The sequence below is a fragment of the Paenibacillus sp. FSL H7-0703 genome (genome assembly GCF_038003485.1).
Lineage (GTDB): Bacteria > Bacillota > Bacilli > Paenibacillales > Paenibacillaceae > Paenibacillus > Paenibacillus polymyxa_B.
On the sequence record NZ_JBBOPF010000001.1, the window covers coordinates 233,533 to 256,328 of the forward strand.

Annotated in this window: 24 protein-coding genes; 11 read left to right on the top strand and 13 right to left on the bottom strand. The window is 44.5% G+C overall.

The annotated features are described in order from the left end of the window. Positions 1 to 117: 117 nt before the first annotated feature. Positions 118 to 657, bottom strand: coding sequence for a helix-turn-helix domain-containing protein (locus MHB46_RS01060; protein ID WP_013310428.1), 540 nt, complete (start codon positions 655 to 657; stop codon positions 118 to 120). Between the two features lie 271 nt (positions 658 to 928). On the opposite strand from MHB46_RS01060, the gene MHB46_RS01065 reads away from it, so the two are divergent. Together MHB46_RS01065 and MHB46_RS01070 are read left to right on the top strand one after the other, a co-directional pair. Next, a complete protein-coding gene (locus MHB46_RS01065) occupies positions 929 to 1,342 on the top strand; it encodes a DoxX family protein (RefSeq protein ID WP_341161322.1) in 414 nt (137 codons plus the stop codon). Between the two features lie 47 nt (positions 1,343 to 1,389). Further along, complete coding sequence (locus tag MHB46_RS01070) at positions 1,390 to 2,256, top strand: VOC family protein (protein ID WP_341161323.1); 867 nt, start codon at positions 1,390 to 1,392, stop codon at positions 2,254 to 2,256. A gap of 73 nt (positions 2,257 to 2,329) precedes the next feature. On the opposite strand, the gene glsA is transcribed toward MHB46_RS01070, so the two are convergent. Next, entirely contained in the window at positions 2,330 to 3,268 is a 939-nt protein-coding gene (glsA, locus tag MHB46_RS01075; protein ID WP_069289638.1) for a glutaminase A, read from the bottom strand. A gap of 135 nt (positions 3,269 to 3,403) precedes the next feature. Between glsA and MHB46_RS01080 the strand changes: the two genes are divergently transcribed. Further along, on the top strand, positions 3,404 to 4,462 hold the full coding sequence (locus tag MHB46_RS01080; protein WP_341161324.1) for a DUF1835 domain-containing protein: 1,059 nt from the start codon (positions 3,404 to 3,406) through the stop codon (positions 4,460 to 4,462). Between the two features lie 107 nt (positions 4,463 to 4,569). Here MHB46_RS01080 and MHB46_RS01085 read toward each other — a convergent pair whose 3' ends face one another. Further along, complete coding sequence (locus tag MHB46_RS01085) at positions 4,570 to 4,872, bottom strand: hypothetical protein (protein ID WP_254347401.1); 303 nt, start codon at positions 4,870 to 4,872, stop codon at positions 4,570 to 4,572. A gap of 292 nt (positions 4,873 to 5,164) precedes the next feature. Between MHB46_RS01085 and MHB46_RS01090 the strand changes: the two genes are divergently transcribed. From MHB46_RS01090 to katA, 5 genes are all read left to right on the top strand, one after another. After that, on the top strand, positions 5,165 to 6,070 hold the full coding sequence (locus MHB46_RS01090) for an NUDIX hydrolase (RefSeq protein ID WP_053325541.1): 906 nt from the start codon (positions 5,165 to 5,167) through the stop codon (positions 6,068 to 6,070). 28 nt (positions 6,071 to 6,098) lie between these two features. Beyond that, on the top strand, positions 6,099 to 6,581 hold the full coding sequence (locus MHB46_RS01095; RefSeq protein ID WP_023988856.1) for an NADAR family protein: 483 nt from the start codon (positions 6,099 to 6,101) through the stop codon (positions 6,579 to 6,581). Positions 6,582 to 6,586: 5 nt separating this feature from the next. Then, entirely contained in the window at positions 6,587 to 7,486 is a 900-nt protein-coding gene (locus MHB46_RS01100) for a TIGR02452 family protein (protein WP_341161325.1), read from the top strand. A gap of 61 nt (positions 7,487 to 7,547) precedes the next feature. Continuing rightward, the gene (cysC, locus tag MHB46_RS01105) at positions 7,548 to 8,150 is read left to right on the top strand and encodes an adenylyl-sulfate kinase (RefSeq protein WP_254325560.1); all 603 of its coding nucleotides are present in this window, start codon (positions 7,548 to 7,550) and stop codon (positions 8,148 to 8,150) included. A gap of 289 nt (positions 8,151 to 8,439) precedes the next feature. Further along, positions 8,440 to 9,897 (top strand): catalase KatA, encoded by a 1,458-nt coding sequence (gene katA / locus MHB46_RS01110; protein WP_341161326.1) that lies wholly within the window; start codon positions 8,440 to 8,442, stop codon positions 9,895 to 9,897. Positions 9,898 to 10,021: 124 nt separating this feature from the next. Here the strand turns inward: katA and MHB46_RS01115 are convergent, their stop codons facing one another. The 7 genes from MHB46_RS01115 to MHB46_RS01145 all read right to left on the bottom strand — a co-directional run bounded on the left by MHB46_RS01115 (position 10,022) and on the right by MHB46_RS01145 (position 17,992). Continuing rightward, complete coding sequence (locus tag MHB46_RS01115) at positions 10,022 to 11,332, bottom strand: MATE family efflux transporter (protein ID WP_341161327.1); 1,311 nt, start codon at positions 11,330 to 11,332, stop codon at positions 10,022 to 10,024. Beyond that, positions 11,299 to 12,141: an ABC transporter ATP-binding protein gene (locus MHB46_RS01120; RefSeq protein ID WP_341161328.1), complete on the bottom strand. Its 843-nt coding sequence runs from the start codon at positions 12,139 to 12,141 to the stop codon at positions 11,299 to 11,301. Before MHB46_RS01120 ends, MHB46_RS01115 begins: the two co-directional genes overlap by 34 nt. Next, complete coding sequence (locus MHB46_RS01125) at positions 12,134 to 12,970, bottom strand: ABC transporter ATP-binding protein (RefSeq protein ID WP_165176883.1); 837 nt, start codon at positions 12,968 to 12,970, stop codon at positions 12,134 to 12,136. Before MHB46_RS01125 ends, MHB46_RS01120 begins: the two co-directional genes overlap by 8 nt. Positions 12,971 to 12,978: 8 nt before the next feature. Next, positions 12,979 to 13,833 (bottom strand): nickel transporter permease, encoded by an 855-nt coding sequence (gene nikC, locus MHB46_RS01130; RefSeq protein WP_165176881.1) that lies wholly within the window; start codon positions 13,831 to 13,833, stop codon positions 12,979 to 12,981. After that, positions 13,830 to 14,774: a nickel ABC transporter permease gene (gene nikB, locus MHB46_RS01135; RefSeq protein ID WP_165176879.1), complete on the bottom strand. Its 945-nt coding sequence runs from the start codon at positions 14,772 to 14,774 to the stop codon at positions 13,830 to 13,832. The genes nikC and nikB overlap by 4 nt, the downstream gene beginning before the upstream one ends. 1 nt (position 14,775) lies before the next feature. Continuing rightward, positions 14,776 to 16,311: a nickel ABC transporter substrate-binding protein gene (gene nikA, locus MHB46_RS01140; protein WP_341161329.1), complete on the bottom strand. Its 1,536-nt coding sequence runs from the start codon at positions 16,309 to 16,311 to the stop codon at positions 14,776 to 14,778. 208 nt (positions 16,312 to 16,519) lie between these two features. Continuing rightward, entirely contained in the window at positions 16,520 to 17,992 is a 1,473-nt protein-coding gene (locus MHB46_RS01145) for a DHA2 family efflux MFS transporter permease subunit (protein WP_341161330.1), read from the bottom strand. A gap of 128 nt (positions 17,993 to 18,120) precedes the next feature. Between MHB46_RS01145 and MHB46_RS01150 the strand changes: the two genes are divergently transcribed. Both MHB46_RS01150 and MHB46_RS01155 read left to right on the top strand, forming a co-directional pair. Then, positions 18,121 to 18,690 carry a TetR/AcrR family transcriptional regulator gene (locus MHB46_RS01150; protein WP_165176873.1) on the top strand — a complete coding sequence of 190 codons (570 nt, stop codon included), beginning with the start codon at positions 18,121 to 18,123 and terminating at the stop codon, positions 18,688 to 18,690. 201 nt (positions 18,691 to 18,891) lie between these two features. Beyond that, positions 18,892 to 19,143: a YolD-like family protein gene (locus MHB46_RS01155; protein WP_061828313.1), complete on the top strand. Its 252-nt coding sequence runs from the start codon at positions 18,892 to 18,894 to the stop codon at positions 19,141 to 19,143. 206 nt (positions 19,144 to 19,349) lie between these two features. Here MHB46_RS01155 and MHB46_RS01160 read toward each other — a convergent pair whose 3' ends face one another. Further along, positions 19,350 to 19,679, bottom strand: a complete 330-nt coding sequence (locus MHB46_RS01160; RefSeq protein ID WP_341161331.1) for a DUF3817 domain-containing protein — start codon at positions 19,677 to 19,679, stop codon at positions 19,350 to 19,352. Positions 19,680 to 20,187: 508 nt separating this feature from the next. Here MHB46_RS01160 and MHB46_RS01165 point away from each other — a divergent pair. After that, the gene (locus MHB46_RS01165) at positions 20,188 to 22,248 is read left to right on the top strand and encodes a stalk domain-containing protein (RefSeq protein WP_341161332.1); all 2,061 of its coding nucleotides are present in this window, start codon (positions 20,188 to 20,190) and stop codon (positions 22,246 to 22,248) included. A gap of 87 nt (positions 22,249 to 22,335) precedes the next feature. Here MHB46_RS01165 and MHB46_RS01170 read toward each other — a convergent pair whose 3' ends face one another. Together MHB46_RS01170 and MHB46_RS01175 are read right to left on the bottom strand one after the other, a co-directional pair. After that, positions 22,336 to 22,512, bottom strand: coding sequence for an aldo/keto reductase (locus MHB46_RS01170; protein WP_445667580.1), 177 nt, complete (start codon positions 22,510 to 22,512; stop codon positions 22,336 to 22,338). Continuing rightward, a complete protein-coding gene (locus MHB46_RS01175; RefSeq protein WP_254325710.1) occupies positions 22,469 to 22,648 on the bottom strand; it encodes a hypothetical protein in 180 nt (59 codons plus the stop codon). Before MHB46_RS01175 ends, MHB46_RS01170 begins: the two co-directional genes overlap by 44 nt. Between the last annotated feature and the right edge of the window lie 148 nt (positions 22,649 to 22,796).

The following is a 22,796-nucleotide window of genomic DNA, read 5'->3' on the forward strand; positions in this document are numbered from 1 at the left end:
CAGCAATAGCAAATGAAAATATAAGAAGCGCGGATCGTTGAAGTAAAGATACTTCCGGTACGCGCTTTTTTCGATAGGATTTGTATTTTTGTTGCTTCGTGCTTGCGTAAATATCGATTAAGCGTCATTATCTGCTTCGAGAAACACGGAGATCAGAATTCGTGCGTTGTTTTCTCCTACGTTTTTGGCATAGTGGGGGATAGCTGCTCTCCAGCTAAAGGAATCCCCTGCTTCCAGAGTAGCCGAATCCTCGCCTTGCTCCACGTATACCGTGCCCTCCAAGATAAAATGGATTTCATCCCCCGCATGAGCATGCTCCTCTTCTGTAGATGAGCCTGGCGGCATGTCCACCAGCATCATTTTAACGTTTCCTTGCCCCCCCAAATGATCAACCTGGAGGTTGTTTTTACCATATAACGTTTTACGACGCTCGTCCTTGCGAATCACTTGCATCCGTTCCTCTTCTTTAAGAAGCAGAAAAGCAAGGGGAACCTTAAGCGCATTTGCGATACTGTCCAATGTTGCGATGGAAGGGGAGGTTTTATTATTTTCTACTTGACTCATAAACCCTTGCGATAGTCCGGTTCGTTCACATATTTGCTGGATGGATAAATTTTTACGTTTACGAGCGGCGCGTATGTTGCATCCTATACCCATAGAGCGTTCCTCCTTTAAGGGAATATAATGTATACTAATTTAATATTTATCATACCAAATAATTTGTTGACAGACTACAGTTTCTTATGATAAATTCACATTACAAAATAATTATTCCTATTACTAATAATTTGAGTTTGATTCATCCAAATGTGTTGCAGCTTAGATCGGGACGGTATTATTTTTTTAACCAAATTATTAGTAATATAAATTAATTATTCATATGCACTTGTATGAGTGTAATAAACAAACAGAATGGAGAGAGATAAACATGAGTTCAGCAAGCAAAAACATTTCTACAATTATGCGGGTGGCGCTGGGAATTTTGTTTTTGGCACACGGAATTGCTAAATTCCAAATGGGGTTGGGTAATGTGGCAGGCTGGTTTTCCAGCATTGGCGTTCCAGGATTTCTAGGTTATGTCGTTGCGGTGATTGAGTTGGTCGGCGGGATTGCATTGATTCTTGGATTGCTTACTCGTTATGTATCTGGGCTTTTGGTTATTGTTTTGATCGGCGCTATTTTCACAGCAAAATTGTCCGGCGGATTGATGGGGAATGGTCAAGGCGCTGGCTATGAGCTGGATATTGCTTTTATTCTGGTAGCTCTTCATCTGGTATTTGCACCAACGACTCGCTTGTCTCTGGACTCTTTGTTCGGGCGTCGTGAGTCAACAGAAAAGTAATTTTTGATTGTTTAGTCCTCCAATCCATGTAGAAAGAGGGAAATCTCATGACAGCACATATACATGACAACACCAAAATTGGGCAGGTTTCATTAAAAGTTAGTAACTTGGAGCGTTCTATTCAATTTTATACAGAGGTGGTTGGTTTTCAGCTACTGCGTCAAACGGCGAATACCGCCGAATTGACTGTCGATGGGAAGCATGCGCTACTGATCCTTAACTATATTGAAAATGCAGTTATTCTGCCGCGTCAATCTGCTGCCGGGTTATATCATTTTGCTATTCTTGTCCCAAACCGTGTAGCTCTGGGCCTGTCTTTGCGTAATCTGCTGGCTCATGAGATTGAAATCGGACAGGGAGACCATGATGTAAGTGAAGCCCTATATATCCATGATCCCGATAATAACGGAATTGAAATCTATGCAGATCGTCCCCGTGATCAGTGGAAAAAGGATGCAAATGGATTTTACATGATGGGAACAGATCCCGTGGATGCAGAAAACTTGGTTGCGATTTCCGAAAATCTACCTTGGCAGGGACTACCTCAGGGAACGGTAATTGGGCACGTCCACTTCCATGTGTCTAATTTGCTCAAAGCACAGCAATTTTATTGCGATGTGCTTGGCTTTGACATTACGTGCCGGTATGGCTCTTCAGCCTTGTTCGTTTCCGCAGGTGGTTACCACCACCATATGGGCTTGAACATATGGGCAGGTGAAGGAGCACCACCAGCTCCTGAGCACGCTGCCGGATTGGATTATTTTGAATTGATCGTACCAGATCAGAAGGAATTGGATGCCATTGTCGCTCGTTTAGAGGCTGCAGGCTATGGAGTGCAAGAACGCGAGGGCGCCAAGTATGTAGCTGATCCGTTCCGCATTCAAATTAAACTGATTAACGGTCAAATCTCGTAACAAAGAAGGCACGTAACAAAAAAGGGTATTCCTATTAAGCCGTAAAGGCTGGGAATACCCTTTTTTCGTATACTTAGAATAAGCTCCAGTCCAAATCCCGAGACATCTTCTCCAGCAAGTGTACACCAGCTGTACTGTTGCCCATACGGTTCAGAGAAGGTCCAACCAGTCCAATGCCATATCGTCCGGGTACCATCGTCATAATACTGCCTGATACGCCGCTTTTGGCAGGTAGTCCGACTTGAATGGCGAATTCCCCTGAGGCGTCATACATGCCGCATGTCGTCATAAATGTTTTGGCGATCTGTACATAGCGGCGGGGAATCAGCGGTATACCTGTCACTGGATCTCGACCATTGTAAGCTAATACAAGTCCCATACGAGCTAAATCAGTACAGTTCAATTTGACAGCACAATGTCTGAAATAAACTTCAAGCACATCCTCCACATGACCTCTTAAAATTCCTTTTTCCATTAGAAAATAAGCAAGGGAACGGTTCAAATGGCCTGTAGCTGATTCTGAATCGTAGACATCCTGATCATATTCCAATGTGTCATTGTGGGTAAGCAGGCGGAAAAATTGGAGAACACGGGCAAATCTCTCTTCTGGACTGTTCCCGCGAATCAGAGAGGAGACTGCGATTGCTCCGGCGTTAATCAGTGGGTTAAACGGAATGCCCGGCTCAACTAGTTCTAGCTTTAGCATGGAATTAAAACGGTCTCCGGTAGGCTCCATACCCACCTTAGAGAAGACAACGTCCTCTCCATTATCCATCAAGGCCAGAATGAGCGTAAATACCTTTGAGATACTTTGCATCGTAAATTGGATTTCCGTATCCCCGGCTACCACGGTCTCGCCCGCACCGTTCATTACAACAATACCCAGCGCGTCGGCTGGTGCTTTGGACAGCTCGGGAATATATGCTGCTACCTTGCCATGAATATACTCATGACGGCTTTGTTCTACCCATTCCGGCAGTTTGGTCTGTAATCTCTGCCACTCCGATGTCATTTATTTTCCTCCAGTCGAGTAACCAATCTGTGGTATTTTATTGTAGAGTAAGAAGTGATAGCTATACGCCTATTCTAAAGATATTTCTGGTCGAAAGACAAGTTTGAATTGAATTTGATAAGAGGAGGTAGTGATTTGTTGTTATCTCATAATGAACCGAATTTTGATGAAGACTATGATGAGGTTTTTAAGGGTCGAAGACTTAGAGGTTTTGTACGTAGTGTACTGGAGCAGGCTGCAGCCTTATCAGACAAAAATCCTGAATGGGCTAACCCCATATTGAAACAGTGGGCAAATGATGTGGAAACGAGCCGAAATGAGCGTCTGGAGCATGAACGCACCCGGGAGAGGCATGTGCATCTATTGTTTTCTCAGTCTGCCGCAGGCTCGATGAAGGTAGGACTTTCCGGTGCAGGATTGCGGCTTGAGAGTATCGTTCTGTCTTTTAATGATCAGTTTTCCATAGGACCATTGTGGAGGTTGGAAACATCAGAAGGACAAGAAAACCGTCACAGCTGGTTGGCTGAACGGATGATGCATTATGAGTTTTTCCATTACGCCAATTGGGAGCAGCGTATTGAACAGATGATGGTTACCCTTAGTGAAATTCCGGATGATAAGTCGATCACGATCTGGTGTGGCTCTAATGCTGACGAGCAGGTTGGATTACGCTTTGCATTATATCTCTTGCGCAACAGAGCTACACCTATTCGAGTCATTAATGTCACGGATACCTTGGAGCGGGAACCGGATGATTATTTATATAATGAGAGTCCATTCCCTTTATCCATGGGCGTGGTGCATTCGAAAGAAATCGAACGGTTCATTAAGCGAAGTAAAGATGAACTTTATGTGGTGTGTATGGAAGACCGACGTCGATACGAACGGGAGTGGTTGGAGCTTAGCGAGCAAGATAGTGTCCTGAGATTATGGGACAATGACCGTATTGTTCATGTGCCGGAGGATTATTTGGATAAGGCCATGCTTGATATGATTAGCCAGATACAGTTAGCTGATAATCTGGAATTTGTGAACACCGGAAAAATAATAGGTCAAGCTTTAACGCAGTGGTCGCAGCCAAGAAGCGATACTTTTTTGGAATACCGGATTCAACAGTTGATCGCTTATGGCAAACTTGATTTTCAGGGGATGCCGGGAATGATGAATCGTTATGCTGTGAAAATAAAAGAGTAAAGCGAAAAGAAATCAAATAAAACTGCCGACGAGATCGGCAGTTTAGTTTAAAGATCTTCTGATGATCAGGCTATTCATCGGAAGGTTATTTTGCTATGTAATTAGAATCAATAGTAGCTGCTTGAATTCAATGAACTTATGATGGCAGGCAACAGAGCAACAGCCATAATGATATAGATCACAATTACAATAGCTGCCCAAAGAAGGCCTGCTTTAGCATAGTTAGCTTTGCTCGGATTAGTCGAGCCGCTAAATGCCCACACAAATAGCATAATAAGTCCAACTACCGGTATAGCCATCAGAAGTAAACTGATCATCCACTCCTTGAATGATACAGGAGGCGGGTAAACAGGGGCTGGTCTGGATGGTGCTCCTTGCTGATTGAATTGCGGATTAAACTGGTTAGACAATTAGATCTTCTCCCTACGTGATTAGTATGTTGTGTTTCCTATATTGACCAAAACATCATACATGATATGACAATAAGCAACAAGTGAAATTCAGTAAACAGTCTAATAGTACTATCAAATGATTAAAAATAGGACTATACACCCTATTGACGAAGCAGTTTTTATATATTACTGTATTGATATTAACATTTTGTTTTTATCAATTGATTCAAATTAAAAGTTACATAGAGCATTCGTCACTTTTGAATTAAAAGCGACAAATGACCCATATATGAACAGGTAGGTGAGGCAAGTGACAGATGGATCGAAACATAATCACAGTGGCTTGACGGAAGAGGAGTTCTTGGCCCTGTATGATGCGAATGAATATGAGCGCCCATCCGTAACGGTAGATATGCTGCTATTTACGGTAATGGATCAGCTCCAACAAAATTACCGGAAGCTGCCGGAGAAGACCCTTCAGCTTCTTTTGATCCAAAGAGGGGAGCATCCGTATATAGGGCAATGGGCGTTGCCGGGTGGTTTTGTAGGTATAGATGAAAGTCTGGAAGAGGCTGCACGACGCGAGCTTAAAACGGAAACGAATGTGGATCAGATTTATATGGAGCAGCTATATACTTGGGGAGATGTGGCACGTGATCCTCGTATGCGGGTAATTAGCTGCGCTTACATGGCATTGGTGGACCACGATTCCTTGGAGGTACAGGCGGGGGATGATGCCGCTGATGCCCAATGGTTTGAGCTGGATTACAGCGTAGCTCAGGAGACGCGGACGAAGCAGCCGGAAGGTTACACATGGGAACAAGACATTGATATCACATTGAAGCATGGGGACATCCATCTATCAGCCAAAGTAAAAATAACTGAAATTCTTAAGGGAAGAACCATTGAAATCAAGCGAGAGGTGCTGGAGTCACAAGGAATTGCTTTTGATCATGCCAAAATTATTGCGTACGGTATAGAGCGTCTGCGCAGCAAAATAGAATACACAGATATCGCGTTTCACCTGATGCCAGCTCTATTTACACTGAGTGAGCTTCAGCAGGTGTATGAAATTATTCTAGGTAAGGAGCTGTTGGCCGCAGCTTTTCGTCGCAAAATAGCTGATCTCGTGGAAGAAACCAATGAGTATAGAAAGGCGGCTGGACATCGTCCGTCCAAGTTATACCGATTTAAGCCTCGGTCGCGTTTTATGTAGCATAAGGAATATGAAATGAGGAATCTTCATGGAAAAGTTTACATTTTTTTATCGCAGTCATTCGCCATTTTCGCAATGGTATCCTTCTGATTTTGTCGTGGATGGATTGGAGTTTAACTGTGCCGAGCAATATATGATGTTGAAAAAAGCACAGCTTTTTGGGGATGAAGAGGCGGCCTTGAAAATTATGCAAGCCCCCACCCCAAGGGAGCAAAAAGCCCGGGGCCGCAGTGTGCGCGGATTTGACCAATCCTTGTGGGAGGCCAATTGCCGGCAATTTGTATATGACGGTAATTACGCTAAGTTTACACAAAATCCGAATTTGCTCAAGCACCTGCTTAAAACGAAAGGAACCACTCTGGTTGAGGCTAGTCCAACCGACACCATTTGGGGTGTAGGCTTAGCTGAGAGCGATGCTCGTATACGGAACCGCAAGCTATGGCGTGGCACGAACTGGCTTGGGGAAATATTGACGAATTTACGTGAGGATGTATTGCAAAAGGAGGAATAGTCACCATGATAAATACAATGAATTCCCGGAGTAGCCGGGATGCACGATCACATATGGCGCAGGAGACACTATCCATTTTGGAGAATGGATATTACACGAATATCAAACAGGTTCAAGTAAATATGACAAAAGAGATAGGAAATGCGGTCACAGGCTCGAAGTTATATACACCTTCTCAACTGGTAGCTGTAAAGCAAGAAACAGAGCAAAGAATAAAAAGTATATTGGGGTCTTCTTCCCGCATAGAAGAACAGACGATTATTGCAAAATTGGAAATTACGGGAGAAAGCACGTTACAGGCGGCATACAGACTCCAGGTAGAGGAGAAGCTGACCCACGTGGCGTGTTTGAATTTTGCATCAGCTAAAAACCCGGGAGGTGGATTTCTCGGAGGCAGCCAGGCTCAAGAAGAAAGCTTGGCTCGTTCGTCAGCATTATATCCTTGCATTTCACAAATGGAAGAGATGTATGGACATAATCGGAAGCTGCGGAGCTGTTTTTATTCAGATTATATGATTTATTCGCCTGAAGTTCCGGTATTTCGGGATGATCAGGGAACATTGTTGGAGAAGCCATATCAAGTCGACTTCCTGACCGCACCTGCTGTAAATGCTGGAGTTGTGCGAGAACGGGAGCCAGAGCAGGTGAATCGGATTGGGGAAGTGATGCTGGAGCGGATCCGTTACGTTTTTGGAATGGCTAAGCAAAACGGCGTAGAACATCTTGTGCTGGGAGCCTATGGTTGCGGAGTATTTCGCAATAAGCCAGAAGAGGTTGCCCTCTGGTTCAAGCAAGTGCTTGTAGATGAAGGATATGGTTTGCTGTTTGACCGGATTGTTTTTGCAGTGTTGGATCGCAAAGCAGACCAACATACTTTAAATAGCTTTAAAAATGTTCTTTCTTGAAGTGAAGGCAGTGCATAAAAACTGTTTTACTATAATATTTCATGAAAAAGGAAGGTGCTGAATGAATCCATCTTCGAATATAACCTGGCATGTGTCCGATATTGATAAGCAAGCGCGTCAGCTTTTGAATGGCCATAATAGTCCGGTGCTTTGGTTTACAGGGCTGTCTGGTTCGGGAAAATCAACGGTATCCTCCACACTTGAAAAAGCGTTATACGCACGAGGCATACACACGTTTATTTTGGATGGGGATAATGTTCGGCACGGTTTAAATCAGAATCTAGGTTTCCTGCCCGCTGACCGTAAAGAAAATATCCGCCGTATTGCTGAAGTTGCAAAGCTAATGGCACATGCGGGTGTTCTAACGATTTGCGCCACCATTTCCCCTTATCGTGAAGATCGTGAAATGGTAAAGGAGATTTTACAGCAGGAAGGTTGCTATGAGATTTATATACAGTGCAGCCTGGAGGAATGTGAGCGACGCGATCCAAAAGGAATGTACAAGAAAGCGCGTGCCGGAGAAATTCATCATTTTACGGGGGTTGATGCTCCCTATGAAGCACCGCTGGAACCTGATCTAATCGTATCTACTGAAGGTCGAGAGGTAATCCAGTCGGTTCAGGATATCTTGGATTTTCTTGATAGGAAGCAGCTGCTATTATGATTTTATGATGAATTCTACATGAATATTATCTGAAAGCCTCAATGGTAAAACTTCGAGAAGTGATCAAAGTAATCATTATAGAAAGTAAAAATGAAACATATATATTGGTGAATAAATACAGTACTGCATTTACGGCAAGCCTTATGGGGCTTGCTTTTTTATTTGTGATTTTAAACTAATTCTAAATCCTAGATTATAATAATTATAAAAAAGTATTGATTTTTGTTTGTGTGCAATTTATAGTGAAAGGCACATAGTTAACCAATTCATTCAAGAGGTGATTTCAATCATGAGTAACCAACCAACGAACCTGACTACAAGCTGGGGCGCTCCTGTTGGAGATAATCAAAATTCGATCACAGCAGGCTCACGGGGTCCCACACTAATTCAGGATGTGCATCTGCTGGAGAAGCTGGCGCATTTTAACCGGGAGCGTGTGCCGGAACGTGTCGTTCATGCAAAAGGTGCAGGGGCGCACGGATATTTTGAAGTCACTAATGATTTGTCTGCATATACAAAAGCAAGCTTCTTGTCTGAAGTGGGCAAGCGTACACCGATGTTTATCCGTTTTTCTACTGTGGCGGGTGAGCTGGGCTCGTCCGATACTGTACGCGACCCACGTGGTTTTGCGGTGAAGTTTTATACAGAAGAAGGCAACTATGATCTCGTGGGCAATAATACACCTGTGTTTTTTATTCGGGATGCCATTAAATTTCCCGACTTTATTCATACGCAAAAACGTCATCCCCAAACCCATCTGAAAAACCCGAATGCAGTTTGGGATTTCTGGTCCTTATCTCCTGAATCGCTGCATCAGGTAAGTATCCTTATGTCTGACCGCGGTATTCCAGCTACACTTAGACATATGCATGGTTTCGGTAGTCACACGTTCAAGTGGGTCAACGCCGAAGGACAGGCAGTATGGGTGAAATATCATTTTAAAACAGAGCAAGGTGTGCAAAATCTTGATGTGGATTTGGCTGCGAAAATTGCCGGTGAAAATCCGGATTATCATACAGAAGATTTGTTTAATGCCATCAAAAAAGGTGATTTTCCGGCATGGAAACTTCATGTGCAGATTATGCCAGTAGAAGATGCAGATACGTATCGCTTTGATCCATTTGATGTGACAAAAGTATGGTCTCAAAAGGATTATCCGCTGATTGAGGTTGGGCGCATGGTGTTGAATCGCAATCCTGAGAACTACTTTGCTGAGGTAGAGCAGGCGACATTCTCTCCGGGTTCATTTGTTCCTGGTATTGAGGCATCCCCGGATAAAATGCTGCAAGGACGCCTGTTTGCCTACGGCGACGCACATCGCTACCGTGTAGGTGCAAATCATAACTCGTTGCCGATTAACCGTCCGCATGCGGAAGTACACAACTACCAACGTGATGGTGCATTACGCAGTGACAACAATGGCGGAGGATCTGTTTATTACGAGCCTAATAGTCTCGGTGGACCCAAAGAATCACCTGCGCACAAAATTGCTCCTTTTGAAGTGTCTGGCGAAGCGCAAAGTGTAGCCTACGATCATCATGATCACTACACACAGCCGGGCGACCTGTACCGCTTGCTCAGTGAAGAAGAGCGCGCACGTTTGGTCCGAAACATCGTAAATGCGATGAAGCCCGTAGAAAGTGATGAAATCAAACTGCGTCAGATCGGTCATTTTTATAAAGCTGATCCTGAATATGGACGTCGTGTAGCGGATGGTCTGGGCTTGACCGTTCCACAAGGCGAGTAAAAGGATTTTGCAAACTTCTAATCTGATAAACCCGTATGAATAAATAATAAAAGGATGTCCCAACACCACGTACATGGTGGATGGGACATCCTTTGTTTTTGAGAGCGATATAAATCAGGTGCTATTATATCCTCTGCAAGCGAGGTAAATAGATTACAAGAAACAGTGACCGTCCTAGTGCAAACACGATAAAGGACAGCCAAAGTCCGTGATTCCCATAATGGGGAACGCACCAGAAGAGAGCGATCAAAAAGCAGAGCAATGAGATCAGCATCGAATTACGGATCGGATACGTTACCGTCATCCCCGTAAACACACCGTAGAATACCAGTCCCAGCCCGGCTGCCAGCGGAAAGACCACAAGCCATCCATTATAAGGACCTGTAAGACTAATCACTGTGGCATTATCCGTAAATAGCGAGATAAGCGGCTCTTTCAGTGCGAAATATAATCCTCCCGTCACTACGCTGGTCACCAGTGTCCAGAACCAGGACAAGTGAATAACCCTTTGCAGCATTTTTCGATCCCCGGCACCCCGAGCCTGACCCGTCATGATGCTACTGGCGTTGGCGAACCCATCAAAAAAGTAAGCCATAATATAATGGATCTGCAACAAAATAGCGTTCGCCGCCAACTGATCGGTTCCAAAGCTCGCACTGCGCGCCGTAAACAGATTAAACATCGTCAGCAGACAGGCTGTACGGATCATAAGATCAAGGTTTGTTGCCATGACACTTTTCAACTCTGAAGCTCCAAACCAACCTCGCCAATTCATCTGTCCGCTTTGCTTCCATTCTTTCCAAATCGATGAGCGGAACACCAGGACCAGACCCAATACACATGCAAGAATTTCTGCAATCAGAGTAGCGCTTGCCACACCAGTGACATTCCAATGCATGATCTGTGTAAATACAATAGCTAATACCATATTGATCACATTCATCGAAATTTGCAAAAACAATGTAGCCTTCACGCGGGACAAACCCATCAGCCAGCCTAGCAGCACATAGTTCACCAATGTAAGAGGGGCTCCCCAAATACGAATGTTAAAATAAATTTCTGCCTGCGCCGCCACATCCTGAGCCGGATGGATTAGCTGAAGAGAAGCTAGCAGAATTGGCTTTTGTAATACAATGAATACCGCACCAATGAGTAAAGCAATGGCCAGTGGGCGCATGAGAGCAGCTATGCTCTGGTCGTTATTTTGTGCCCCCGCGGCTTGTGCCGTGAAAGCTGATGTGCTGACTCGCAGGAAGCCAAACAGCCAATATAAAGTATTGAAAATAAGAGTGCCCACCGCTACACCGCCTAAATACGCGGAATGGCTCAAATGACCGATTACAGCTGTATCCACCGCACCGAGCAGCGGGGTTGTAATCGTCGAAATAATTAAAGGGATAGCTAAAGCAAGATAGGCTCGGTGGGAAGGCAACATGTTGAAAAAACCTCCAGTAATGATTGTGTATAGGGATGGCGATCCGAGTGAAATAATGATTCCTTGGGAAAGTGCTCAAGCACACTGCCTTCTTTCATGACCATGATTCGATCACTCATAAAGTGCACAGCCGCCAGATCATGTGAGATAAACAGATAAGCCAGTCCTAGTTCATCCTGCAAATCCTTGAGCAGATTTAAAACGGTGGCTTGTGTAGTCACATCCAAACTAGCCGTTGGCTCGTCCAATACGATAAAATCCGGCTCTGTGCTGATGGCACGTGCGATGGTTACACGCTGCTTTTCCCCACCGCTGAGCTGATGTGGAAACTTGTCCAGATAGCTGGCTGGAAGCTTTACCATATCAAGCAAATGTTCTGCTATATCCCGACGTTCTGAGGACATACCCGCCATAAAGGAAGGAACATAGTACTTAAGCTGGTCCAGTGGCTCCAGCAGGGATTGCAGGATGGTTAGTCTGGGGTTCAAAGCCGCAGATGGATGTTGAAATACTGCACCCAGCCTGCTTCGAATCCGTTTTAATTCGCTCCGCTTTAGCCCTCGGATAGACTGTCCATCCAGTCTAAGCTCACCTTGATCAAATGGGTCCAGTGTCAAAATACAGCGAGCGAGTGTACTTTTCCCACTGCCGCTTTCCCCGACGATGCCCAGACATTCTCGGGGGGAGATCGTCAGAGCAACATCTTGCAGCACCGTTTTGCCTCCAGCGTAAGCCTTCGTCAAACCGGAGACGGTCACGACAGGATTAGACGTGTCTTGCCGCTGAGCGCAGGCGGCTTGATTATTCATGTAAAGCGCTCCTTTCCATTGCGTTCTGTTCTTCAGTGCTGTTGTAAGGTAAACGTGCTGGAGCGCCCGGAGACAGCGGCGGAATAGCCGCCAATAGACGACGAGTATACGGGTGGGCCGGATGATTCAGCACCGCTTGCGTTTCACCAGTTTCAACCAGTGAACCTTTGCGCATCACTGCGATTCGATCTGCATACTTGCGTACATGACGCAGATCGTGAGTGATCCACAGGACGGAAATACCCGTTTCCGTCCGGATTTGGTCAATGAGCTGGAGCACCCGATGAGCTGTGAGCGTATCCAGCGCGGTTGTAGGCTCGTCGGCAATAAGCAACTTCGGCTCCAGTAGCAGTGCAGCCGCAATAGCTGCCCGTTGCAATTGACCGCCGCTGAGCTGAAACGGATAGCTGCGGTACACGCGCTCGGCGGGAAGCTGTACGCGCTCCAGCACCTCGATACAGCGTTGTTTGCGCGCCTTGCGATCTTGTTTGCCATGGGCGCGCATAAGCTCGTCCAGTTGGCTGCCCACACGCAGAAAGGGGGTGAAAGCCCCGTGGTAGTCTTGAAAAATGTAAGATATTTCACTACCAAGCAAAGAACGTCGTTGTTTAGCGGATAGGGCTAGCAAATTATTGTCCTTCCACGCAATGATTCCTTCCGCTGTAACAGAAGAGGGGAGAAGGCCGCCGATAGCGAACGCCGTCATGCTTTTGCCGCTACCGCTTTCGCCGGCTAGAGCACACCATTCCCCCGGACGAATGGCAAGCTCCAGTTGCTCTACAATCGTTTTTACATTTGTCCGAATCGCTAAGCCTTCAATAGTCAGCATGTGCCAGTTCACTCCTCTGTCCGGGTTTTAACATCATAACGGTCGCGCAGTTTGTCTCCCAATACGTTCGCCAGTAGCACTGTTAGCACGACAGCTATCCCTGGAACCAGCATCAGGTGGGGAGCCATTTGAAAATACGCTCGTCCTTCATTCAACATACTACCCCATTCGGGAATTGGCGGCTGTGGACCTAAGCCCAAAAAAGATAGGGAGGCAATCATTAAAATGATTTTGCCGATATCCAGCGTAGCCAGCACAAGAACATTCCCAATTGCATGGGGGAGAATATGCCGCATGACAATCCGCAGGGAGGAGGTACCCGCCAGTATGGATAACGAAATGTAATCCTTTTGCTTTTCTGCCAGAACGGTACTACGCACCAGCCGTGCATAACCTACCCATTTTACCGCAGTCACCGCGAAAATAAGATTTACTAAGCCTGGTCCGAGCAAACCGCTTAGTACAATGGCAAAAATATAATCAGGTAATGTCATGAAGGCATCGACCACCCGTTTGAATACACGATCCATCCAGCCTCCAATAAATCCTGAAAGCAGACCAAGAGGGACCCCGACAACCAGCGAAACGGCCAAAATCAACAAACTGGTTCCGACAGTCGTCCGAAGCCCAGCTATCACTCTCGATAGTACATCTCTGCCCAAATGATCCGTTCCCAGCCAGTGCGTAGCGCTGATCGATTGTAGTCGATTCCCCATCTGGATACGATACGGATCTTGCGGTGCAAGAAACGGAACGACTGTAATTGCTGCAAGAATGAGCAGGATGGAGAGCGACACGATCCAAGTTTTGGACAATCGTGTTCTAGTGAGCTGCCCGTTTTCCGCATGTACGGATTTTATCATGATAAACGTTTCTCCTTCAAAGCGATTTCAGGATTGACCCAACGGTAGGACAACTCTACCAAGATGTTGATACATACAATGAATGCAGCCATAAATACGGTATAGCCCTGAATAATGGGGTAATCCCTTGCAGCAATGGCATCCACAATCCATTTGCCCAGCCCCGGATAGGCGAATAGTACTTCAATTACGACTGTGCCTCCCAGTAGGCTGCCTATACTCTCACTGAATACCGTAATGAGCGGAACTAGACTGTGACGAAGCATGTGCCTGAAAAAAATGCGGATGGGGCTGATTCCACGCGCTTGCGCCGCTTTGATAAAATCTTGCCCCGAGCTTTCAATCAGACTTGCCCGGATCATTCGTACATAAACGGCCGCCATTGCCAATCCCAAGGTAAGAGAAGGGAGTACCAAATGAAAAGCGGTTCCTTCACCCATAGACGGCAAAATGCGCAATTTAACTGCAAACCATTCGATAAACAAAAGCCCCAGCCAAAAGCTGGGAATTGAGGAGCCGATTAAGGCAAACACACGACTGGCTCTGTCAATCCAGCGGTTACGGTATAGCGCTGCCATCGTTCCCAATGGGAGAGCTATCAGCAACATAATGAATAGGGAGCCTCCGGTCAGCAGTAGCGTATAGGGCAGTTTTTCCATAAACTCTGTGAATACCGGACGATGGGTTAAATAAGATTGTCCAAAATCAAACTGAAGCAACTGAAGCAGCCACTTACCATATTGCACAGGCAATGGTTGATCCAGCCCCAGTTGACTGCGCATATCCATAATTTGCTGATTGGACACAGCTACATCATCGACTCGGAGAATGCTCCGGACGGGATCGCCCGGAACAAGCTTAAGCAGACAGAAGCTCACAAAGGAAAGAATAAGAAAGAACAAAACCAGTTCAAGAAACTTTTTGACGATAGATTTGAACATGCTAGTTTACATCCAGGTTCTGGGTCAGCAAGTAGTATTCACTTTGGCTAGTTTCCCAGTTATGTACGTAATCGCGATAGGCCACTACGTTGTTTGGATGAACCAGAAAGGATTGCAGATTTTCTTGGTCAATCAGCGTGACAGCCTTCAGCGCCAGCTTGTTGCGTTGTTCCTCATTCACGGTTGTGTTCAGCTGTGAAATCATACCCGTGAGTTCCGGTACATGCACACGCCCATAATTCAGTGCTCCTTCAGGCATGTAAGCCGCATTCAGAAAATAGCTTGCATCGCCGCGCGGGGCTGTAATGCTACTATAAGTCGCTAAATCCCAATCTTGATGAGCGGCAAGATATTCGTCAATATTATCAACCTGACGGATATCAATCGTAATGCCAAGTTCTTTAGCGTTAGCCTGAATAAGCTGAGAGATGAGTGGAAGCTCCGCTCTCGACTGGTAAGTTAGCAATGTAAGTTGAAGCGGCTTGCCGTCGGGGTTCGCAACTTTTCCGTTCTGTACTGTATATCCAGCTTGCTTGAAGCCTTCTCGGGCAGCATTCAAATCAAACTGTTTCGTAATATATTCCGGTGAAAAAGGAAAGTTGGGCAAGAACGGGCCTTGAGCAGGGGTTCCCTGACCAGACATGATACCACTGGCGATCTCATCCCGGTTAATCAGGTTATCAAATGCTTTACGTACAGCCGTCTTTTTCAGATCGTTATTGTTCATATTGTAAATAAGCTGATGTGTTCGCAAACTAGGAAGCGAGTCAACCTTAACGGTAGAATCAGCTTTCAATAGCTCCAGGCTTTCAATTGGCGGGCGATACACAATATCAGCAGTTTTGGCTTGAAAAGCAAGCTGACGTGCATTGGCGTCTTCGTTAAACATGAATTTGGCATGTTTCAACTTTACTTCACCGTTCCAATATTGTTCATTGCGATCTAAATTCAGTTCACTTCCAGCACGGAAGCTGGCAACCTTGAACGGTCCCGTCCCTGATGGGAAGCCATCTGTAGCTGTGGTGTCTATAATAGCGGTATTCGGATGAACCAGCTCAGACACAAATTCTGGGAAAGGCTTGTCTGTCGTAATGGTCAAAATCTGTCCATCCGCATGAATATCACGGATATGTAGCGCATTTTTGACCGATGGATTGAGCTTTAGCGCTCTTTCCAAAGAGGCTTTGACAGCAGCGGCATTGACGGCTTTACCGCTGTGGAAGTTCACACCTGGTCGGATGTTGAAGGTCCAGTGCTGTCCGTCCTTGCTGTCCCATTTCTCTGTAAGCCAAGCTTCCAGCTTGAGATCCTTGTTCACTTTGATCAGTGTTTCACTTACTCCAGCACGAACAGCTGTGTAATTTACATCTGAATGAGGATCTATAGAAGGGCTTTGCACGTTAAACAATAAGGTGACACTTTTATCTTGTGGTGCAGCAGATGGAGAGGGTGAAGCTGACGGAGATGAAGCACAGGCTGCCATCATCACCGCCATTACCGCAGGTATAAATAGTTTAAAATACGAACGCTTAAACAACAGGGAGTCCTCCTTAATAGTAATCGTAATTTTTACGCTTTAATTCATAAATCATATCGTAACCAAATGAAGGAGCTTTGTAAATATGTAATTGATGAATGTGTATGTAAATCCATATAAAAAAGGCTGCATAACCAATAGTGAGATGGTTAGCAGCCTTTAAGTATATTTAGATATGTTTAATTTGGAATGGCAAAAATTTTATGAATTAATGCATGGGTGCTTTGGCAGTGCCATGTTCAACATGAACTCTGCGGATGAAAAACGCAAGGATCAACCCGATCACACTGATGATCATCGCAAAGAAAAATGAATTCTGAGATCCGATAGCCATGGCATTAGCCATTTCATTTACGGATTCAGGCATACTGGATTGGCTCAAATAGCCATCCATACCTTTAGAGAGAATACTTACTGCTACGGCTGTACCGATAGCACCAGCGACTTGTTGGAGCGTACTCATAATGGCTGTTCCATCTGGATATAGATCCATAGGGAGCTGGTTTAGGCCGTTTGTTTGAGCGGGCATCATAATCATGGAAATGCCGATCATTAGGCAGCTATGAAGCACAATAATGAGTACAAGAGTTGATGTTGTTGTAATGCCAGACAGGAAAAACAAAACAGCGGCTACAATCACAAGTCCTGGAATGACAAGCCATTTAGGACCGAATTTATCGAACAATGAACCCATAATAGGAGACAAGAGGCCGTTGATAATCCCACCGGGCAGAAGTACCAAACCTGCTGTTAGAGCAGACAGAGCCAGCCCCTTTTGCAAAAAGAGTGGAAGAATCAGCATCGTAGAAAGGATCGTCATCATACATAGGAACACCATAATAACGCCGATCACGAACATAGGATATTTAAACACACGCAAGTTCAACATAGGCTGCTTCATCTTCAACTGACGTACAGAGAACAGTATCAACGATACCAGACCGACAATCACAGGAAGCAGAACCATCAGGCTAGCCCAACCTTCGCCACCTTCTCCAGATTTACTGAAACCAAACACAACACCGCCGAAGCCAATGGAAGACAGGAGGATAGATAAAAGATCAATTTTAGGCTTGGTCGTTTTTGAAACGTTTTGCATAAATAAAATACCGCAAATCAGCGAGAGAACCAAGAACGGAAGAGAAATCCAGAAGATCCAGTGCCAAGACAGATTTTGCAGTACCAGTCCTGCAATGGTAGGTCCCACCGCAGGTGCAAACATAATGACCAATCCGATGATCCCCATAGCCGCGCCTCTCTTTTCAGCCGGGAAAATGATCAAGATGGTGTTAAACATCAACGGCAATAACAGCGCTGTACCAATGGCCTGAAGAATACGAGCGATCAATAGCACTGAAAAAGTAGGTGAAAGTGCAGCAACGAGGCAACCAGCTATTGAGAACAGCAACGACGTAACAAACAGCTGTCTTGTCGTAAAGGTTTGAATCAGCAATCCCGATACAGGTACTAAAATACCGAGTGTCAGCAGATAAGCGGTAGTCAGCCATTGGGCTGTTGCAGTTGTAATATGCAAAATCTGCATCAAATCATTCAGTGCAATGTTAAGTGCCGTTTCACTGAACATTCCAATAAAGCCACTAAGGAGCAGGGCAATCATAATAGGTAGCACCTTGAACGTTTTGGGTTCAGAGGGTGAACTTGTTTGACTCTTTGTACTCATGTTGTTTTTGTTCCTCCAATAAATTAATGGGTATTGAATTATAACGATCGGTCTATATATAATAAACATGTTGTTATTTTTTTGTCAAAGTATAAGTTATAACTACTATATAATGAAGGATGCTGTATATGGCTGCTAAACCCGAATCATACGAGAATATCGTACAAACCGCATCGAAGCTCTTTTTTCATCAGGGATATCACGCGACCGGACTGAATCAGATTCTTGCGGAGAGTGGATCACCGAAGGGCTCACTTTATTATTATTTTCCGCGTGGTAAAGAAGAATTGGCTTTGGAGTGCATAAAAAGAGGGAATGAGTTTATAAAGCAAAAATTAAAACAGACACTGGACGGGAATGATAATCCAGTATTAGCCATTCAGGATTTTATTCGTAATACAGCTGAGGAGGCAGACCGTACCGGCTTTAACGACTTCATGCCGATTGGTTTCTGGGCTGCTGCGGAAACTTCCTGTATTAGTGAATCGCTACGTCATGCCTGTGTGAATACGTTTACAGATTGGCAGCACATCTATATGGAGCGCCTTCAGGATTCGGGCTGGGAAGAGGAAAAGGCACACAGTCTGGCGGTACTTATCATTTCGATGCTCGAAGGTGCATTGATTTTGGCCGTTACGCAACAGAGCAGTGCTCCTATTTATAATATCGTGGATTACATTCCACAGTTGGTCAAATAATCCTGTCTCTTCGATTTTCAATCTCTCCTAATGAGCTCCAACAAGCAACTTTAGAGAGCCGATGTTCTCGTTTTTGAGAACTCGGCTTTTTTGTGGTTTTGAGACGTAATTTTACTCACATTACCAGCACCAAATGATGAAAAGTATGGTAAAATAGAATGAATTTGATTTTGATTTTGCACGAAGGAAGGGTGATAGCAAGTGGCAAAAGCGAAGGTACCCAAACGGCCTACTCGGGATGAATTTGTACTGGAGGAAATCGGGAATCAGCTTGTAGAAGCACAACGAGAGCAATCCGAAGTTGTATTGACCGTATGGGGACGCGAAGAAACAACCCGTGGACAAATTGTTAAAATGGACCCGAGAACAGGAAAGGTTCATGTAGAGAGTAATGGAGAAACGGATAAAGTTCCTTTTATGGATATTATGAGTGTAAATTACCCGAGAGATTAGTTGTTGTGATTACATAAATATAGCAGATAGGGAAGAAAAGAATGACAAAGTTAGAGTCTCCCTTACTGCGTGGGAAAGTAACAATTTACAATTCGCGTATACAAAAACAACCGAGTGGTTTAGCGCCATCGGTTGTTTTTGTATACTGCTGCATGAGTGGGAAGAGAAAGCAACGTTATTGTGTTGGCACTTTCCCTTGCACATGCTTATGTAGCTTTTATCGGGCTGGTATGACTGGCACGTGCTTCGGCTTTCTTAAGCACCTTACGATCAAAAATGAAGGGACCAAACGGCAACAGCGAGGCAATCAAGGCTGCAAGACCTTGTAGTAGCGTTATTTTTCGCAGAATCAGCATGACCACAGTCGCTAGAACATAGGCCACGAACAGTACCCCATGGATCATACCCACCCAGCTTACCATTTGTGGCATTCCAGCTGCGTATTTAAGTGGCATAGCGATACACACAAGCAGCAGATATGAAATCGCTTCAATATTACCAATAACACCAAACATCTTAAAGGCATTTTTGAACATAATACACCTCCTTCTCCTATTGCTTAAAATTTAATATATCCTATAATGCAATGTTATTAAACGGTAGAAAGTTACGATATATCGAATATTTATAGCTGAATCCAAAGGTTATGTCAGAGCTTTCACATGATTGAAGTATCTCCCGCCAATGCTTCATTTCGCTGATTCCAACGTCCCACAGCTTAGCGTCCCCGGAAACGATAATCGTAATTTCGTTTAAATTGTTGAAACAAACAATGGGGCTTAGAAAGATGGCTTGGAGTAAGAAAAAACACTAAGCTGGTGTAGTTCGAAGGCTTAGAATATATTGTTTGCGCGACCCCTATCTGTAAAAAAGCTAGTGTGAAGCCTAAACATTTTGTATGGAAATTCCGATAACAGTTAAATGAATGTCTGTTCATTATAGTGTTAATTTTAAAAGCTGGATTGCAGCAGAAGGGTTTGTAAGCTTGACTTATTAGTTTTGACAAATAAAATTTCCATACTGGTATCAAGGAGAGCTTAGATCATGAATAAAAAACGTTTGCGTCAATGGATGGCTCCGTTCGCAACGGCTACACTGATTTTGAATACGGGATATGGCATTTTGGCACCCGATGCAGTGGCTAGCGCGTTGTCGATTGAAAGGCATAACTCAAATCTGACAGGCCTGAATACAGCACAGTTACATACCAAATTAGCAACCGCTCAAGGCCGTCATGTACCTGTTACTTCAGGCACGAAAGTGACTACGTTAACAAAAGGCTACGGTCAGAACACCTATCTTAACCAAATGCTAAAAGTAATGTCGAGCCAAATGGTTACTGCGAATATCGCGCCGGCAGAGATAAGCAATCTGACAGCGATTCCTACAGAAACAACAAAAGTAAATTTGTTCTGGACCAATCCGTCGGACATTAATTTTGACCACATAAAAGTGGTAAATGTCACTAACGATGTATATGTAGATAACATTCGAAGTAACTCTTATATGATGAGCGGTTTACAGCCGAACACGACATATACCTTTCGCGTGAAAACGGTGAATAAGAGTGGAGATGAATCTCTAGGTACGACAATACAGGCTAAAACGGCTTCCGTTGATGGTCCTGTGGATAAGACACCTCCAGGAGAGGTAAGCGGGCTGACAGCTACGAATGTAGGATATAACGCTTTTACCGTAAATTACATATTGCCTAAGGATGCTGACCTGAGCCAAGCGATCATCTATTTAAATGGTAAGGAAGTGCAGCGAACTACAGGGACGTCCTATTCATTCAGTGGATTGATTGCTTCCACAAACTATACAGTACTGGTCAAGACTATTGACAAATCCGGCAACATATCTGGAGGAATCAGTATTCCGGTTACGACCTCAGCGCTCACCGTTGATACAGTGCCCGAAGTGACAGGAGCTTCAGTAACATCAGTTAATAACTATAGCGTTACTGTTTCCTGGACAAGACCTAGCGGAATTAATACGGTCAGTCTGTATAAGGATGGGCAACTGGTAACTGATTCAACAGGATCATCCTATACATTCAACAATCTTTCGGCAAGCCAGACCTACACGTTCACGATTAGGTCCAAGCGAAGCACAGGTGCATTGTCCTCTGGTGTGAGACTGACTGCCACAACGGACAGTACGTCCTCCAATTCGTCAGAAGTGTCCAATCTTGAAGTAGATAGTAAGAGCGACACCTGGATCAAAATCACCTACGATATGCCGAGTAAAGCCGACAAGGTAAAGATATATGTTGATGGTGATTATGAGGGAACTACAAGCTCTGAGTCCTATAAAATCACGGATTTGCGAGAAGGACGCTGGTATGAGATTAAGGTCGTGACAGTCAATAGTAATGGAAGAGAATCTAGCGGTGTAAAGATATCAGAACGCACGGATTCGGATGGTTACTATTATTATTCTTCTTCTTCATCTAGTTCATCGAATTATGAGAAAGCGAGAGATTTGATGCGAATTGCAGAAAACAGTCTGAATGCCTCGGACTGGCGTTCTGCCAGAGATGCAATCAGTGATCTGCCGAGCGGAACCCGTAAAAGCGATTTGCTGGATCGGTTAGAAGCTATTCGCAATAGAGCGATTGGTACTAGTAGTTCATCATCCGGGACGAGTTCTACTACAACAACAACTTCTGGTACAACGTCCTCATACCCTAACAATGCGGTTTCCTCATATTCAACTTCGTTCACCCTGACACCAGGAGCTAAATCAGCTTATGTCGATGGTCGTGCTACGACGATGGCTCAGGCTCCGCGAATCATAAATGGGGCGACGATGGTTCCGCTGCGCTTTATCAGTGAACGGATAGGTTACGAGGTGAATTATGAAAAGGCGACCAAAAAGATCATTCTGACTCGACCTACAGACGGCAAACAAGTAGTGCTTCAAGTCAAGAATTCTACCCTTGCTGTGTATGAGTTAAACAACTCCCGGAGTTATTCGACGAATATCACAGCTCCGGTTATTGTTAACGGCTACACGCTGGTTCCATTACGAGTGATTAGCGAGCTTTCGGGGTATCAGGTGAACTATAATACTGCATCCAAACAAATTACGATTACAAAATAAATACTTCTACACAAAAAGGGTTCTAGAGTTTTCACTTTAGAATCCTTTTTGTGTATTAGGAAGTGCATGTAGAACAATGACAATCTGTTACTCTGTAAACAAGTTATCTTGATTGAAAAGAATATCGAGTTGCTTAAGCTCGTCACTTGTTAGTCGAACACCCAGAGTTTGAAGATTGGACTCGATTTGATCAGGCTTGGTTGCACCTGGAATAATTAGATCAACGGCTGGACGCGTTAATAGCCAAGCTAGCGCCTTTTGCAAGGGCAGTTCTAATTAATTGTCGGCTTAGAGTATCATCGACTTTTGGATACATCATTGAATTACCTACCACACCTGCTCCAAAACCAAGTTTAAATGCTTTTAATCCTGTTTTTCCTATTGCTATTGTATTGTTCATGTTTATAAGCTCCCTTTTGTATGATGTGGAATCCTTGGAGGGACTCTAATGCACATCTTACAACCTGGTGTAAACACTAGGTCAAGCAGAACAATCCAATTTTAAAATAGATTAAGTTTGGGTCTTAAGTGGCAAAAAGTTATGACCA